The sequence below is a fragment of the Mycolicibacterium parafortuitum genome, from assembly GCF_002086815.1.
GTDB classification, from domain to species: domain Bacteria; phylum Actinomycetota; class Actinomycetes; order Mycobacteriales; family Mycobacteriaceae; genus Mycobacterium; species Mycobacterium parafortuitum.
In genome coordinates this window covers 15,302-30,501 of the sequence record NZ_MVID01000010.1, presented here as the reverse complement: position 1 = coordinate 30,501, position 15,200 = coordinate 15,302, and the positions used below count along the sequence as shown (strand labels likewise).

The 15,200-nt window shown below is 70.5% G+C and carries 5 protein-coding genes; all 5 read right to left on the bottom strand.

Translation table 11 applies throughout. The features are described 5' to 3' along the window. The 5 genes from BST38_RS13185 to BST38_RS13165 all read right to left on the bottom strand — a co-directional run bounded on the left by BST38_RS13185 (nucleotide 1) and on the right by BST38_RS13165 (nucleotide 15,192). Nucleotides 1-4,743: a type I polyketide synthase gene (locus tag BST38_RS13185; protein ID WP_083143780.1), complete on the bottom strand. Its 4,743-nt coding sequence runs from the start codon at nucleotides 4,741-4,743 to the stop codon at nucleotides 1-3. Continuing rightward, the gene (locus tag BST38_RS13180) at nucleotides 4,740-6,515 is read right to left on the bottom strand and encodes an AMP-binding protein (RefSeq protein ID WP_083143779.1); all 1,776 of its coding nucleotides are present in this window, start codon (nucleotides 6,513-6,515) and stop codon (nucleotides 4,740-4,742) included. The genes BST38_RS13185 and BST38_RS13180 overlap by 4 nt, the downstream gene beginning before the upstream one ends. Before the next feature lie 103 nt (nucleotides 6,516-6,618). Next, on the bottom strand, nucleotides 6,619-12,153 hold the full coding sequence (locus tag BST38_RS13175) for a type I polyketide synthase (RefSeq protein WP_083143778.1): 5,535 nt from the start codon (nucleotides 12,151-12,153) through the stop codon (nucleotides 6,619-6,621). After that, the gene (locus BST38_RS13170) at nucleotides 12,150-13,934 is read right to left on the bottom strand and encodes an AMP-binding protein (protein ID WP_083143777.1); all 1,785 of its coding nucleotides are present in this window, start codon (nucleotides 13,932-13,934) and stop codon (nucleotides 12,150-12,152) included. The genes BST38_RS13175 and BST38_RS13170 overlap by 4 nt, the downstream gene beginning before the upstream one ends. Before the next feature lie 556 nt (nucleotides 13,935-14,490). After that, complete coding sequence (locus BST38_RS13165) at nucleotides 14,491-15,192, bottom strand: thioesterase II family protein (protein WP_083143776.1); 702 nt, start codon at nucleotides 15,190-15,192, stop codon at nucleotides 14,491-14,493. Nucleotides 15,193-15,200 lie beyond the last annotated feature (8 nt).

Here is a 15,200-nt window from a genome sequence, read left to right as displayed (position 1 = left end):
TCAACTCAATCTTTCCGACAGTCTCGCCAGCAGCTCTTCTTCGGCGAGGTCGTCGTACATGTCATCAGCCGCGTCGCTGATGACTTCCCCACCCTGGGTACCGGCGGTCTCGATTATCTCAGGCAGCACCGACGCCAGATATTCGGTGAGCGCTTCCACGGTCGGGTAGTCGAACACGACCGAGGCGGGCAGCGCCTCGCCGAGGCTTTCGCTCAGCGAGCGCTGCAACGTTACGCTCATCAGCGAATCCATTCCGAATTGGAAGAATCCGACCGTCGGGTCGAGCGTGTGGGCCGATTTCAGCCCCATGGCGGCCGCGACCTGCGAGATCACGAAATCGGTGAGCAGTTCCACGCGCCGCGCCTGCTCGGTCTCCCTGAGCTCCTGGCGAAACTTCGTGTCACCGGTCAGCGCAGCTGCGGGAGCTTCTTCGGCGAGCAGGTCGTCGAGGATGTGCAGCTGTGCGCGGGTGTGATACGCCGCGGCCAGCCGCTGCCAGTCCGCCGCGACCACGGTGGCGCGGGCCGGGGCCTGCGGGCCGATGAACGACCGCAGCGCGGTGATCGCGACGTCGTCCTCCATCGGGGTCAGTCCCGACTCCTGGGTCGCCTGGGCCTCGAACCCGGTCTGCACGTCGGCCAGCGACTTCCACAGCCCCCAGTCGATCGCCACCGCGGGCAGGCCGGCGGCGCGGCGCGCGAACGCGAAGGTGCCGAGGAAGGTGGTGGTCGCGGCGTAGTGCGCGAGCCAGCGCGACCCGAGCACTCCCGAGATCGACGAGAACAGCACGAACTGCTCGACCGGATGCCGCAGCGACAGATTGTGCGCGGCGACAGCCGCATCCATCTTGGGCCGGAACATCGCGACCACGTCGTCGCGGGTCATCTCGTCGAGGGTGACCGGACCGCCGCTCATCGCCGCCAGGTACACGCCCTTCAGCGGGGGCAGATCGGCGCCGAACCGGTCGAACACGGCGCGCAGCGACGCCTCGTCGGCGGCGTCGGCGGCCGCGGTCACCACCGTCGTGCCGGTCGCGGCCAACCGCGCGGTCAGCTCGGCGAGGCGGTCACCCGGGTTGCGGGACACCGCGACGACGGTCTTGGCGCCCATCGCCGCGAGCTGTTCGATCAGCCCGGGGCCGATGTTGCCGGTGGCGCCGACGACCAGGTGCGAGCCGTCGGGATCGAGCGTCGTTGCACCGGTGGGCGCGGGCGGAAGCGCATGCACCAACCGGGCCACCCGGCGGGTGCCCGCGCGGTAGACGACCTGGTCCTCGCCGTCGCCGGCGTGGGCTTCGGCGAGCACCCAGCGTGCCGCGACGACCGCGGGCACCGAGGCATCGGCGTCGATGACCAACCCCCAGATCTCGGGGTGTTCCAGCGCCAGTGTGCGGCCGAGGCCCCACAGCACGGCCTGTGCGGCATCCGCGCGGTCGCCGATCTCGACCGGCTGCGCGTTGCGGGTCAGCAGGTACAGCCGCGGCGCCGTCCCGGACCCGGTGGCGGCCTTGGCCGCGGTGGTCGCGAGCGTGCGGCCGGTCTCGAACAGTTCGTAGCCGAGTTCGTCGCTGACCGCAGGCGCGTAGAGCACATGCGTCGCGTCGCCGAGATCGGCCGGGCCGCCGGTGGTGACCGTCGCGCCCAGCGCGCTCATCTCGGCCGCCAGCTCGTCGTCGCCGACCACCAGCCACCGCGTGCCGGTCACCGAATCCAGCTGTCCGGCAAGGGGTTTGACCGGCCAGGTGAGGTCGCAGAACCACTGGGGCGGCACCTGGCTGCCGGGTGGCAGCGCGCCGGGGCGCGCTCCCCCGCCGCGGCGCGGCGCGCGGACGTCGACCCAGTGCCGGGTGTGGTGCCACGGCGTGGTCGGCAGCACGGCGTGCGGTTCCGGTCCGTGCGGGGTGTGCGGCGGACGCGACGTGTGGGTCGCGTTCAGGCTCGCGCGGAACGCGACCGTGTCGTCGGTGTCGCGGGCCAGGGTGCCCAGCACGCGGTACTCGGGGGAATCGTCGAGGTTGTCGCGGATCGCCTGCCCGAGGATCGAGTGCGGGGTGATCTCGACGAAGGTGCCGTGCTCGGCCGCCGCGGCGGCGACGGCCTGGCTGAACCTCACCGGGCGGCGCACGTTGGCCACCCAGTAGTCGGCGTCGAGTACCGGGGTCGGATGCGGTTCGGCGACGGTGGACAGGAACGGCAGCGTCGGCACGTTGGGTTCGACCCCGGTCAGTGCCGTCCTGAGGTCGCCGAGCACCGGCTCCATCAGCGCGGTGTGGGAGGCCACCACCATGTTCACCCGGCGGGCGAACGTGTTCAGCGACGTGACGGTCGCGATGACGGCGTCGACCTCATCGGGCAGCCCCGCGATCACGGTCTGGCGCGGCGACAGATAGCCGGCGATCTCGACGCTCGGCTGCCCGGCGATCAGCGCCTCGCACTCGTCGGCCTCGACGTGCAGCAGAGCGACCGCGCCCCGTCCGGCCAGCCGCGACATGATCGACGACCGCGCCGCGATCACCTTCAGCCCGTCGGCCACGCTGAGCGCGCCGGCCACGACGGCCGCGGTGACCTCGCCCATCGAGTGCCCGATCACCGCGTCGGGATGCACCCCGTGCGAGCGCCACAGCTCGGTCAGCGCCAGCTGCAGCCCCATCAGCACCGGCTGCACCTGCGCGTCGCCGTGCACCTCCGCGCCGTCGGCGAGGATGTCGCGCAACGAGAAGCCCACGTGCTCGGCGAACAACGGCTCGATCTCGTCGATCGCCCGGGCGAACGCGGGTTCGTCGGTGAGCAGCCGGCGCGCCATCCCGGGCCACTGCGAGCCCTGTCCCGAGTAGACGAACACGGTGCCCGGCTTCGGCGTGCCCGCCGGCGCGGGCACCACGCCCGGCGCGGACTGCCCAGCCGCCAAGTCGGTCAGCCCGGCGATCGCGGCGGCCTTGTCGCGCGCCACGACGGTCGCGAACTTCGGGTGCTGGGAGCGGTGGTGGTTCAGGGTGTGGGCGACGTCGGCCAGCGATATGTCGGAGCCGTCCATCCAGGCGGCCAGCGACGCGGCCTGCGCGGCGATGCGCTCGGCCGACTTACCCGACACCACCAGCGTCGTCACCGCGTCGTCCGGATCCTCGTCCTGGACGGGCGGCAGCACCGGGGCCTGCTCGATGACCACGTGGGCGTTCGTGCCGCCGAACCCGAACGACGAGATCCCGGCGCGCCGGGGCCTGCCCGCCGGGGCCCAGTCGGTGTGCTCGTCGACGACCCGCAGGCGCAGCTTGTCGAACGGGATGTGCGGGTTCGGGCTCTGGTAGCCGCGGTTGCCAGGGATCCGGTGGTGCTGCAACGCCAGCACCGCCTTGGCGAACCCGGCGATACCCGCGGCGGCCTCCAGGTGGCCCAGGTTCGTCTTCACGGCGCCGATCAGCAGCGGTGCATCCGCGGCGCGGCCCTTGCCGAGCACGGTGCCCAGCGCGCGCGCCTCGATCGGATCGCCGAGCAGCGTGCCCGTGCCGTGCGCCTCGACGTAGTCGACCTCGCGCGGGTTCACCCCGGCGGCGGCGTACGCGGCCCGCAGCACCGCGATCTGCGCCGACGGGTTCGGCGCCATCAACCCGTTGGACCGGCCGTCCTGGTTGACCGCGGACCCGCGGATCACCGCGAGCACCCGGTCCCCGTCACGCAGGGCGTCGGACAACCGCTTGAGCACCGCGACCCCGCAGCCCTCGCCGCGCACGAAACCGTCGGCGGCGGCGTCGAACGCGTGGCACTGCCCCGTCGGCGACATCGCCTCGGCCTGGTCCAGGCTGCGGGTGCCCGCCGGTGACAGCAGCAGGTTCACCCCGGCGGCCAGCGCCAGGTCCGAATCGCCGGTGCGCAGGCTCTGGGCGGCCAGATGGATGGCGACCAGCGACGACGAGCACGCGGTGTCGATCGTGACCGACGGCCCGCGCAGGTCGAAGTAGTAGGACACCCGGTTGGCGATGATGCTGATCGAGCTGCCGGTGCCGTACCAGGCGTCCAGGCCGGCCAGATCGGTCGCACCCATCTGCCCGTAGTCGCCGGCCCCCGCCCCGGCGAACACGCCGGTGCGGGTCTCGGCCAGTGAGTCCGCCGGGATGCCGGCGTGTTCGAGCGCCTCGTGGGTGACCTCCAGCAGCAGCCGCTGCTGCGGGTCCATCCGGGCGGCCTCGCGCGGGATGACCTCGAAGAACTCGGCGTCGAACGCGTCGAGGTCGCGCAGATACGAGCCCCACTTCGTGGTCGCGGCCAGCGCCGCGGACCCTTCGGGGGTGCCGTCGTCGAGCCACGTCCAGCGGTCCTCGGGCACCTCTCGCACCGACGAGCGGCCCTCGGTCAGGAAGTCCCAGTACGCGTCCGGTCCTTCGATGTTGCCGTCGAGATCCGGTCCCCCCGGGAACCGGCAACCCAGCCCGATCACCGCGATCGGCTCGTCGAGCCCGGCGGGCCGGGCGCCGGCGGCGCCACCGACCTCGATGGGTTCGACCTCACCGCCGGTCAGGAACTTCGCCAGCGAGTCCACGGTCGGGTACTGCCAGAAGTCCACCGGCGACACCGGCCTGCCGAGGAACTCCGACAGCACGCCGGTGAGCACGACGGCGTCGCGCGAGCCCACGCCGAGGTCGTGCATCGACGCGCCGCGCTCGATGTCTGCGGGACTGCAACCGTTGTTCGCGACCAGATAGTCGACCAACCACCGACGAACAGCAGCCTCGTCGAGGGCTGAGGTCATGTAGTGGCGTCCAGTCGGCTGAACTTGTCGTTGCGGTACAGCTCGACGCTGGACGCGCGGCGCACCTTGCCGCTGGTGGTCAGCGGCAGCGAACCGGGCGGCACCAGCACGAAGTCGGACAGCCGCACGCTGTGCGTCTGCGAGATCGCGGCGGTGACCTGCTGCTTGAGCGCATCCAGCGCATCGGCCAATTCGCGGCTCGCCGCGGTCGGCTCGACCTGCTTCTTCAGCTCGGCGATCACGACCAGCCGCTCGGTGGCGTCGTCGAGAACCGATACCGCGGCGACCCGGCCGCCGGTGTACTCGGCGACCGTCGCCTCGATGTCGTCGGGATAGTGGTTACGCCCGTCGACGATCAGCAGGTCCTTGATCCGGCCGATGATGTAGAGCTCGTCGTCGAACATCACACCGAGGTCGCCGGTGCGCAGCCACGGCCCCTTCGGGGTGCCCGCGGTGGGTTCGGTGAGCTGTGCGGCGAACAACTCCGACAGCTGCGGGTTGTGCCAGTAGCCGGCCGCGACGTGCTCGCCGTGCAGCCAGATCTCGCCGATCTTGCCCGCCGGGTTCTCGACGGCCGTGTCCGGGTCGACCACGCGCGCCGTCGTCGAGCGCGGCGCACCGCAGCCGATCAGCTCGGTGCCGGCCGAGGCCGAATTCTCATCCGAGGGCTCGGCGTGCCCGGCGGCCAGCTTCTCGGTGTCGAAGCGCACCGAGGTGGGCGGGCGGCCGCCCGCCGAGGCCGCGACGTACACGGTGGCCTCGGCCAGGCCGTACGACGGCCGCATCGCGGCGGCCGGCAACCCGAACGCGGCGAAACGCTCGTTGAAGCGGCGCACGGTGCTGCCGTGCACCCGTTCGGCGCCGTTGATCATCACCACGACGCTGCTGAGGTCCTTGCCCGCGAGGTCCTCGTCGGTGGTGCGCTTGACGGCGAGTTCGAACGCGAAGTTCGGGGCGGCGGTGAACGCGCTCGGATGCGAGCCCAGCTGCTGCATCCAGCGGGCCGGCTTCATCATGAACGCGACGGGGCTCATCAGCACCGCGGGACGGCCCAGCGTCATCGGGATGAACACCCCGACGATCAGGCCCATGTCGTGATAGAAGGGCAGCCACGACACGATCGTGGTATCCGCCGGCGGACCGTCCGGGTAGCTCTCGTAGTAGTCGGTGAGCAGCTGCTTGAGGTTGGTCGCGACGTTCTTGTGGGTCACCACCACACCGGCGGGACGCCGGGTCGAACCCGACGTGTACTGCAGGTAGGCGGTCTTGGGCAGCGATGCCGGCGCCGCGCTCTTGGGCGGCGAGTCGAAGTCGAGGGTGTCGACCTCGAGGAACTTCGGCGGCCGCTGCTTCGGGTCGGCCTGCCCGTATTTGCGGACGTCGTCGACGACCGCGGACGTGGTCAGCACGACCACCGGCGTCGAGTCGGCCATCGCACCGGTCACCCGCTCGTCGTGGTGGCGGGTCTGCGGCATGGACAGCGGCACCGCGATGAAGCCGGCGGCGATGGCGCCGAGGAAGCCGACGATGTACTCCAGGCTCTGCGGCGCCAGGATCACGGCACGGTCGCCCGGCGAGCCCAGCGTGGCGAGCTTCTCGGCGACGATCTGCACCCGCTCGTGCACCTCGGACCAGGTCAGGCTCTCCGAGGGGCCGGACGGGTCGGCCTCGTAGTCGACGAACGTGTAGGCGATGTCATCCGGTTGCGTCTGCGCGCGTGCGGCGAGTATCGCCGGGATGGATGTTTCAGACAGTGTCACCGAGTCGGCCATCACAGAATCGCTCCCAACATCCACTCCCACCTTCATGTCCACTACTCAACCCAAACGCGATGCCCCCGACATGGTCTCTCCTGAGAGCCCGATTTGAGAAATTTCAGTTCTCGACGCTGTCGAACAGCGAATCGAGCAGGCTGCCGCCTGAATCGTCGTCATCGCCCGCGCCGTCACCGGTGTCTCCACCCGCCTGTGCCTGCGGCGCCACCTTCTCGGCCAGGTAAGCGGCCAGCGCGCCGATGGTCGGGTAGTTCCACAGCATCGTCGCCGACAGTTCGATACCGGCCAGCCGTTCCACCTCGCGGCGGATCGACATCGCCATCACCGAGTTCAGGCCCATCTCGGCCAGCGGCCGGTCGGAGTCCACCTCGTCGTCGGAGATCCTCAGCTCGGTGGCCAGGATTGCGCGCAGGCCGTTCTCCAGCTCGGCCAGCACGTCCTCGGCCGGCATCTGCGACCAGTTCCGCTCCGGCGCGCGGGCCTCGGTGTCCTCGGATTCGCCGCTGTCCCCGTCGGCCAGCGTCGGCGCCATGACCACGTGGGCGACGTCGAACCGGCTCGCGTACTCCCATGCGGCGAACGCCTCGGCCGGTGTGACCGGGCGGGAACCCTGCCGTTCCAGCTCGTCGATGACGACCTGGGCGTCGGAGCCGAATCCCAGCCCGCGCCAGGCGACCCAGTCCAGGCTCGCCGTCACGCCGCCCTGCCTGGCCCGCGCGCGGGCCAGGCCGTCGAGGTATGCGTTGCCCGCGGCGTACGCGCCTTGCCCGGGGACGCCGAACACGGTGCCCGCCGATGCGGTCAGGTACATGAAGTCGACGGTGTCGACCGGGAACACCTCGTGCAGCACCTGCGCGCCCGCGACCTTCGGCCACAGCGTGCGGCGCAACCGCTCGTCGTCGATGTCGGTCAGCAACTGGCTGTCGGTCAGCCCGGCACCGTGCACGACACCGCGCACCGGCGGCGCGCCCTGTTCGTCGCGCCGCGCCAGCCACGCCTCGACGGCGTCGCGCGACCCGATGTCCAGCGGCGCGAGTTCGACGGCGACGCCGCGACCCTCCAGCGCGCGCACCGCGGCGATCTTCTGCCGCATGTCGGCGTCGAGATCGTCGGCGTCCCACTGCCGCCGCGGCGGCAGCGCCGTGCGGCCGGCCAGGATGACGCGCCGGGCGCCACGGTCGGCGAGCCAGTCGGCGGTGACCAGACCGAGCGCACCGAGACCGCCGGTGATCAGGTAGGCGCCGTCGGGGCGGCAGCGCAGCGGCTCCCGCACCGGGTCGGCCGTGATCGGGGCCAGCTCCGGGGCGAAGAACTCGCCGCCGCGCAGCGACAGCACCGACTTCGCCGCGGCGGGCAGAACCGTCGCGAGCGCGCTGGCGACCGCATCGAGCGGGTCGCCCGCGGTGATGTCCACCAGACCGCCCCACAGCTGGGGTTGTTCGGCGCCGACGACGCCGGCGATCCCCCACAGGCAGCTCTGCCGCAGCGACTCGCCGGTCTCGGCGTCGCGCACCCCTTCGGTGACGATCCACAGCCGGTGCTCGTCCGCGCGGCCGGCCAGCCGGGTGACCAGCGCGGCCACCTCTCCGGAGTGGCGGGCCGCGGCGGCGAGGTCGTTCTCGTCGGCCGGATCGGCGTCGGGCACGTACAGCACGGTCTGTGCGCTCGCCTCGTCGGCCGCGGTGAATCCGTTGGCCAGCAGCCCGTCGCGCAGCGCGACCGCGGTGGGCCCGCTGCCGAGCACCGCGACCGTGGCGCCCGCGGCGGTGGTCGACGGCGCGGTCCACGGCTGCCAGGCGAGCTGGTGGGCCACCGACCGCGGGTCCGCGGGTGCGGACTCGGACGGTCCGGCCTGGACGTCGACGTAGCGCAGTCCGGCGATGTCCACCCTGAAGCTGTCGTCGGGCACGGTGACCGACACGTCGAGCACCAGGTCCCCGGGCGTCTCGCCACCGTGCCGGCGGCGCCGGACCGCGACGGTTCCGGTCGACCCGGTGAGTTCACCGGCCGCGGACAGGCCGTCCACGCCGGCCGGGACGAGCAGACGCGCGTCGTCGATGTCGGCGAGGCGCGCGACCTGCACCGCGGCGTCGAGAAGCGCGACCGCGGACCCGTCCTGCCAGCGGACCGTGGCGACCACACCGTCGCGGGTGGCGCGGCAGCTCTCGATGCTCCACGGGAAGGGCTGGCCTTCGACGCCCCACGTGGCTTGGAGCGCTTCGACGGTCGACCGGTCGTAGTCGGTGGCATCCGTGACGTCGACATCGGTGGTGTCCGAGTCAGGTGTGTCGATGACCGGTCGCGTCGCGGCGATCCGGCCGACGGCGTGGCGCACCCAGCGGTTCGCCGCGGCGTCGGCGCCTGCCGCGGACGCCATCGTGACCGAGTCACCGTGGGCGACCACCTGGATCACCTGCGACTGGTCCACGACGACGGGACGGTCGAAGCGGATGTCGGACAGCGCGGTCGCACCGGCCGCCGCATTCGCCTCCGCAGCGGCCTCGAGCAGGGTGTGCAGCAACACCGACATCGGCACCACCTCGACACCCTGGATGCGGTGGAAACCGGGGTACGGCTTCGCGTCGCGCACCAGCCGCGCCTGCCACAGGTGCGTCGGAGGGCTGGTGGCCACCGAGGTCAGGTCCCCGAGCAGGGTGCCCGGCCTCGGCGCCGACGGTCCGCGCCGGTCCGACGTCGCGGGCGCGACCCAGTGCTTGGTGTGGTGCCACGGCGTGGCGGGCAGCGACACGTGCGGTTCGGGTCCGTGCTCGGCGACCGGCGGCTTGCTGGTGAACGTGCTGTTCAGGTTCGTGTGGAACGACAGAGTTTCATCAGCGGCGTCGTCGCCCTTGCCCTCGGTCTCGCGCAGCAGCGTCGGCACGGCGTGGTGGTGCGTGGTGCCCAGCGTGTCGCTGATGCCGTAGGTCAGCAGCGGGTGCGGGCTGACCTCGACGAAGGTGCCCAGCTCGGCGCCCGCGGCGGTGACGGCCTGCTCGAACCGCACCGGGTTGCGCAGGTTGTCGACCCAGTAGTCGGCGTCGAACACCGGCTCGGGGCCGTCGTGTTCCCGGGTGGTGATCACGATCGGGATGTTCGGCGCCATCGGCCGCAGCCCCCGCAGCGCCTCGCGCAGCTCGGGCAGGATCGGGTCGATGGTCGGGTGGTGCGAGGCCACGTCGACCTCGATGCGCCGGGCCAGCCGGTCCTGCGCCGACACCGCGGCGATGACGGCGTCCACCTGATCCGGCGGGCCGGCGATCACGGTCTGGCGCGGCGATGCGTACACCGCCAGCGTGACGTCCGGGTAGTCGGCGATCAGCGCGGTGGCGGCGTCGGGGTCGAGCTCGATGAGCGCCATCGCGCCCTGCCCGGACAGCCGCGACATCAGCTTGGAGCGGGTCGCGATGACCTTCAGCCCGTCGGCCACCGACAGCGCGCCGGCCACCACCGAGGCGGCGACCTCGCCCATCGAGTGCCCGATGACGGCGTCGGGATGCACCCCGTAGGAGCGCCACAGCTCGGTCAGCGCCAGCTGCATGCCGACGAGTACCGGCTGGATGCGGTCGATGCCGGTGACGGTCTGGCCGCCGGCGATGATCTGGTGCAGCGAGAAGCCGACCTGTTCGACGAACACCGGTTCCAGCTCGGCGATCGCCGCGGCGAACGCGGGTTCGTCGGCGAGCAGCCGGCGTCCCATGCCCGTCCACTGCGAGCCCTGCCCGGAGTACACGAACACCGTTCCGGGACGGCAGGCACCCTGATGCGGGGTGACCACCCCGGGTGCGGTACGGCCGGCGGCCAGCGCCTGCAGCCCGGCGAGCGCACCGGCCCGGTCGCGGCTGCACACCGTCGCGAACTTGGTGTGCTGGGCGCGGTGGTGGTTCAGGGAGTGCGCGATCTGGTGCAACGGAACGTCGGCGCCCGCGCCGTCCATCCAGTCGGCGAGCGCTCCGGCGGTGGTCGCCACGCGCTGTGCCGACTTACCGGACACCACCAGCGTGGTCACCGCGGGCGGAACCAGCTCGGCGGCGGAAACGTCCGACTCGACCTGCTCGGGCGCCTGCTCGAGCACCACGTGGGCGTTGGTGCCGCCGAAGCCGAACGACGACACACCTGCCACGCGCGGACGGCCCTCGGGCGCCCACTCGGTGATCTCGTCGACGACCTTCAACCGCAGGTTGTCGAACGGGATGTGCGGATTGGGGTTCTGGTAATCCAGGTTGGCCGGGATGCGGCCGTGCTGCAGCGCGAGCACGGTCTTGGCGAAGCCGGCGATCCCGGCGGCGGCCTCGGTGTGACCGAGGTTCGACTTGATCGCGCCGATCAGCAGCGGCGCGTCGGCGGACCGGCCGCGGCCGAGCACACTGCCGAGAGCGCGCGCCTCGATCGGGTCGCCGAGCAGCGTCCCGGTGCCGTGCGCCTCGATGTAGTCCACCTCGCGGGTCTCGACACCGGCCGACGCGTAGGCCGAGCGCAGCACCGCCATCTGCGCGGCGGGGTTCGGCGCCATCAGACCGTTGGACCGGCCGTCCTGGTTGACCGCGGACCCGCGGACCACGGCCAGCACCCGGTCGCCGTCGCGCTGGGCGTCGGACAACCGCTTGAGCACCGCGACACCACAGCCTTCGCCGCGCACGAAACCGTCGGCGCGGGCGTCGAAGGCGTGGCAGCGGCCGGACTGGGACATCGCCTGGGCCTGGTCGAAGCTGCGCGTGACCGCGGGCGACAGGATCACGTTGACGCCGCCGGCCAGCGCGACGTCGGAATCCCCGGTGCGCAGGCTCTGGCAGGCGAGGTGGATCGCGACCAGCGACGACGAGCACGCGGTGTCGACCGTGACCGACGGACCGCGCAGGTCGTAGTAGTAGGACACCCGGTTGGCGATGATGCTGAGCGCCCCTCCGGTGCCGGAGTACGCGTTGACCTCGCCCAGTTCCTTGGACGCCATCACGCCGTACTCGCCGAGGCATGCGCCGACGAACACGCCGGTCTGGGTGTGGCGCAGCGACTCCGGCCGGATCCCGGCGTGCTCGAGGGCCTCGTGGGTGATCTCCAGCAGCAGCCGCTGCTGAGGGTCCATCTTGTCGGCCTCGCTCGGCGAGATCTCGAAATAGTCCGCGTCGAACTCGTCGATGCCGGACAGGTACGAACCCCAGCGCGTGGTGCCGGCCAGCGCGGCGGCGCCCTCCGGGGAGCCGTCGTCGTACCAGGACCACCGGCTGGGCGGCACCTGGCTGACCGCGGAGCGGCCGTCGACGAGGAACTCCCACAGGTCGTCGGCGCCATGGATGTCGTCGCTGCCACCGGGGTAGCGCACACCGAGTCCGACGACCGCGATCGCGTCGTCGGAGACACGGCGGGTGGGCGACACCTCCGCGACGGCCTCGACCTCACCGCCGGTCAGGAACCGGGCCAGCGCGTTGATCGTCGGGTACTGCCAGAACTCGACCGGAGACACGGTTCGACCCAGCAACTCCGAGAGCTCACCGGTGAGCACGACGGCGTCGCTGGATCCGACGGCGAGATCGTTCAGTGGGGCATCGAGATCGATCTCGTCTGGACTACATCCGATGTTGGTGACCAGATAGTCGACCAACCAGTTCCGAATGGCGTCCTCGTCGAACGCAGAGGTCATGTGGTGACGTCCAGGCGGCTGAACTCGTCGAGGCGGTACCGGTCCGCACAGGCCGAGCGCCGGATCTTGCCGCTGGTGGTGATCGGGATGGAACCGGGTGCCACGAGCACCAGGTCGGCGACGCGCAGGCTGTGCGAGCGTTTGATCGCCGAGGCGACCTCACGCTTGACGGCGCGCAGCTTGTCCAGGGCCTCGGCCTCGGAGGCGCCCTTCTTCTTCATCTCCACGATCGCGACCAGCTGCTCGCTGGTGTCGTCGAGGACCGACACGGCCGCGACACGACCGCCGGTGATCTCCTGGATGGTGGCCTCGATGTCGTCCGGGTAGTGGTTGCGGCCGTCGACGATCAGCAGGTCCTTGATGCGGCCGATGATGAACATCTCACCCTCGGACATCACGCCGAGGTCGCCGGTGCGCAGCCAGTTGCCGGTCGGGGTGCCCGGGGTCGGGTCGGAGATCTCGCCGCCGAAGGTGCGCTCGGTCAGCTGCGGGTTGCGCCAGTAGCCCATGGCCACCTGGTCGCCGTGCACCCAGATCTCCCCGATCTTGCCGTCGGGGGCCTCCATCCGGGTCTCCGGATCGACGATGCGCACGGTCGACGACCGCGGCGCGCCGTAGCTGACCAGCTCGGTGCCCGATTCGGTGCCGCAGCGCTCGGCGTGGCCGGCCGACAGCTTCTCGTAGTCGAAGCGCACCGTCGCCGGCTTGTGCCCGGTCGGCGCCGAGATCACGTACAACGTGGCCTCGGCCAGCCCGTAGGACGGCCGGACGGTGCTGTCGGGCAGGTTGAACTGGGCGAAGCGCTCGTTGAAGCGGCGGATGGTCGCGGAGTGGATGCGCTCGCTGCCGCTGATGATGCCCAGCACGTCGGCGAGGTCGAGGCCCTCCATGTCGGCATCGGAGGTCCGGCGCACCGACAGCTCGAACGCGAAGTTCGGCGCCGCCGACCACGAGTGCGTGTTCAGCGCCAGCTGCTGGATCCAGCGGGCCGGCTTCTGCAGGAACGCGACCGGGCTCATCAGCACGGCGGGCCTACCCCACGTGGCGTCCGGCACATCCGGGTCCGGCGGGCACAGCAGCGTCGCGAAGACACCCTGGATCAGGCCCATGTCGTGGTAGAAGGGCAGCCACGACACCATGGTCGTGTCCTGCGGCGGCACGCCACCGCGGTGGGACATGTAATCGGTGAAGATCTGGTCCAGGTTCGCGATGACGTTCTTGTGCGTCATGATCACGCCGGCCGGGGCGCGCGTGGAGCCCGAGGTGTACTGCAGATAGGCGGTCTTGGGCAGCGGCCCGACGTTGATCTGCGGGGTCTGCGGCGCGTCGAAGTCCAGCGCGTCCACCTCGATCACGGCCGGCGAGACGCCGCCGCGCAGGTTTCCGACGTAGGTCATGATGTCGTTGACGACCGCCGAGGTGGTCAGCACGGCGACCGGCTGGCAATCACGCAGCGCGCCGTTGACCCGCTCGTCGAGCTGGCCCATCGCGGGTACGGGCAGGGGCACGGCGATGAAACCGGCTGCCATCGCGCCGTAGAAGGCAATGATGTATTCGAGTCCCTGGGGGGCCAGGATGGCGGCCCGGTCGCCCTTGTTGCCGTGGCGCAGCAACTCTTCGGCGACGATCTGAACCCGGTGGTGCACCTGGGCCCACGTCAGCGTCTCCGCGTAACCCGCGGGGTCGACGTCATAATCGATGAACGTATAAGCAGTATCGTCGGGCTGCGTGCGTGCACGATCGGCAAGCAGGCCAGGAATGGTCGACTCAAGCAACGGCATGGCGACGTCGTCCTTTCACTATCTTCTGTGTCCCGGCTTCATTGCCGTGGATGGCAAACCAGTTCACAGCTCTAGGGCCGCACATTCCCCCGCTCGCCCGAAGGCTAACACCGGCCCGCCAACTATGTCGTGCAATCCAACGATGGATTGAACCACGAGTTGCTTGCCAGAGGGAAGCGAGCCGCTCGCGGCTAGTTTCGCCGAAAGTGTATCGGTGAGTGTGTCCAAACCGTTACTCGACGGCTGCGCGGCGTTTTGCCAGAAATCGGAACGGCCCACATAGTTAGTCAGTTTTACGTTGCTCAACACATCGCCCGCCTCATGAGCGAGTTCGCGCCGAAAACCACCGAACACAGTGCTCCGTTCGTCTTGACGCGTCCGTAAAGGGTTTGCCAGAAATCCACGCCTCGGTCAATTAGAGACCTGACTCGCCAGTAAGGAGCAGGTCGGGTGTGGTGTGGCCCGATGGCCGCACCGCGACGCGGTGCGGCACGAAGATGTGCTCGCGAGGTAGCTGGAGGCCACGTCGATGTGGCGAATCCCACAGCCGGGAAGGCTATCCGCGCAGGCGCGACCAGACCTTCTCCTCGATGTCGGGGACCACCTCTGAGAGATGGTCGTTGAGGTAGAAGTGATGCCCCTTGAAGTCGCGGACGGTGAATTCGGCCGTCGTCCGTTCCGCCCACGGCAAAACTTTCTCGGCGGTCGCGATCTCGTCGTCGTCCCCGTAGTACGCGTGGATCGGGCAGGACAATTTCACCTCTGCCGGGCAGCTGTAGTTGGCGATCGCCTTCAGTCCGCGCAGCGTCGGCAGAATCGCGGCAGCGAACTCCGGGTTCTTCATGAACTCGGGATCGGCGCCGGTGATCGTCGTGACCGCGGCGAGCAATCCCTCGTCCGTGTCAGGGATGTCGTCGTAGCCGACGAGCCCCGGGGCGGCCACCGCCGAGACGAACAGCGCGGTGATCGGACGGCCGGCGGCCTCGAACCGGCGGGCCACCTCGAACGCCAGCAGCCCACCCATGCTGTGCCCGAAGAACACCACCGGCCCGCCGTGGTCTTTCTCCGGCGACACCATCTTGGTGATCTCGTCGGCGACCGCGGGCAGGCTCGTGAACGCGGTGAAGTCCTGCTTACCGCCCTGGCGTGGGTACTGCACCGCGGTGCGCTTGATGTCGGTGTCGAACGTCTTCGCGAACGGCAGGTAGTACTGCGGGGTACCTCCGGCGTGCGGGAAGATGAACAGCTTCGGCTGCATGCGTGTCA

Excerpts from the sequence above, each read along its gene's own strand:
- BST38_RS13180 (WP_083143779.1), bottom strand. The coding sequence starts at position 6,515 with ATGGCCGACTCGGTGACACTGTCTGAAACATCCATCCCGGCGATACTC.
- BST38_RS13185 (WP_083143780.1), bottom strand. The coding sequence starts at position 4,743 with ATGACCTCAGCCCTCGACGAGGCTGCTGTTCGTCGGTGGTTGGTCGAC.
- BST38_RS13175 (WP_083143778.1), bottom strand. The coding sequence starts at position 12,153 with ATGACCTCTGCGTTCGACGAGGACGCCATTCGGAACTGGTTGGTCGAC.
- BST38_RS13170 (WP_083143777.1), bottom strand. The coding sequence starts at position 13,934 with ATGCCGTTGCTTGAGTCGACCATTCCTGGCCTGCTTGCCGATCGTGCA.
- BST38_RS13165 (WP_083143776.1), bottom strand. The coding sequence starts at position 15,192 with ATGCAGCCGAAGCTGTTCATCTTCCCGCACGCCGGAGGTACCCCGCAG.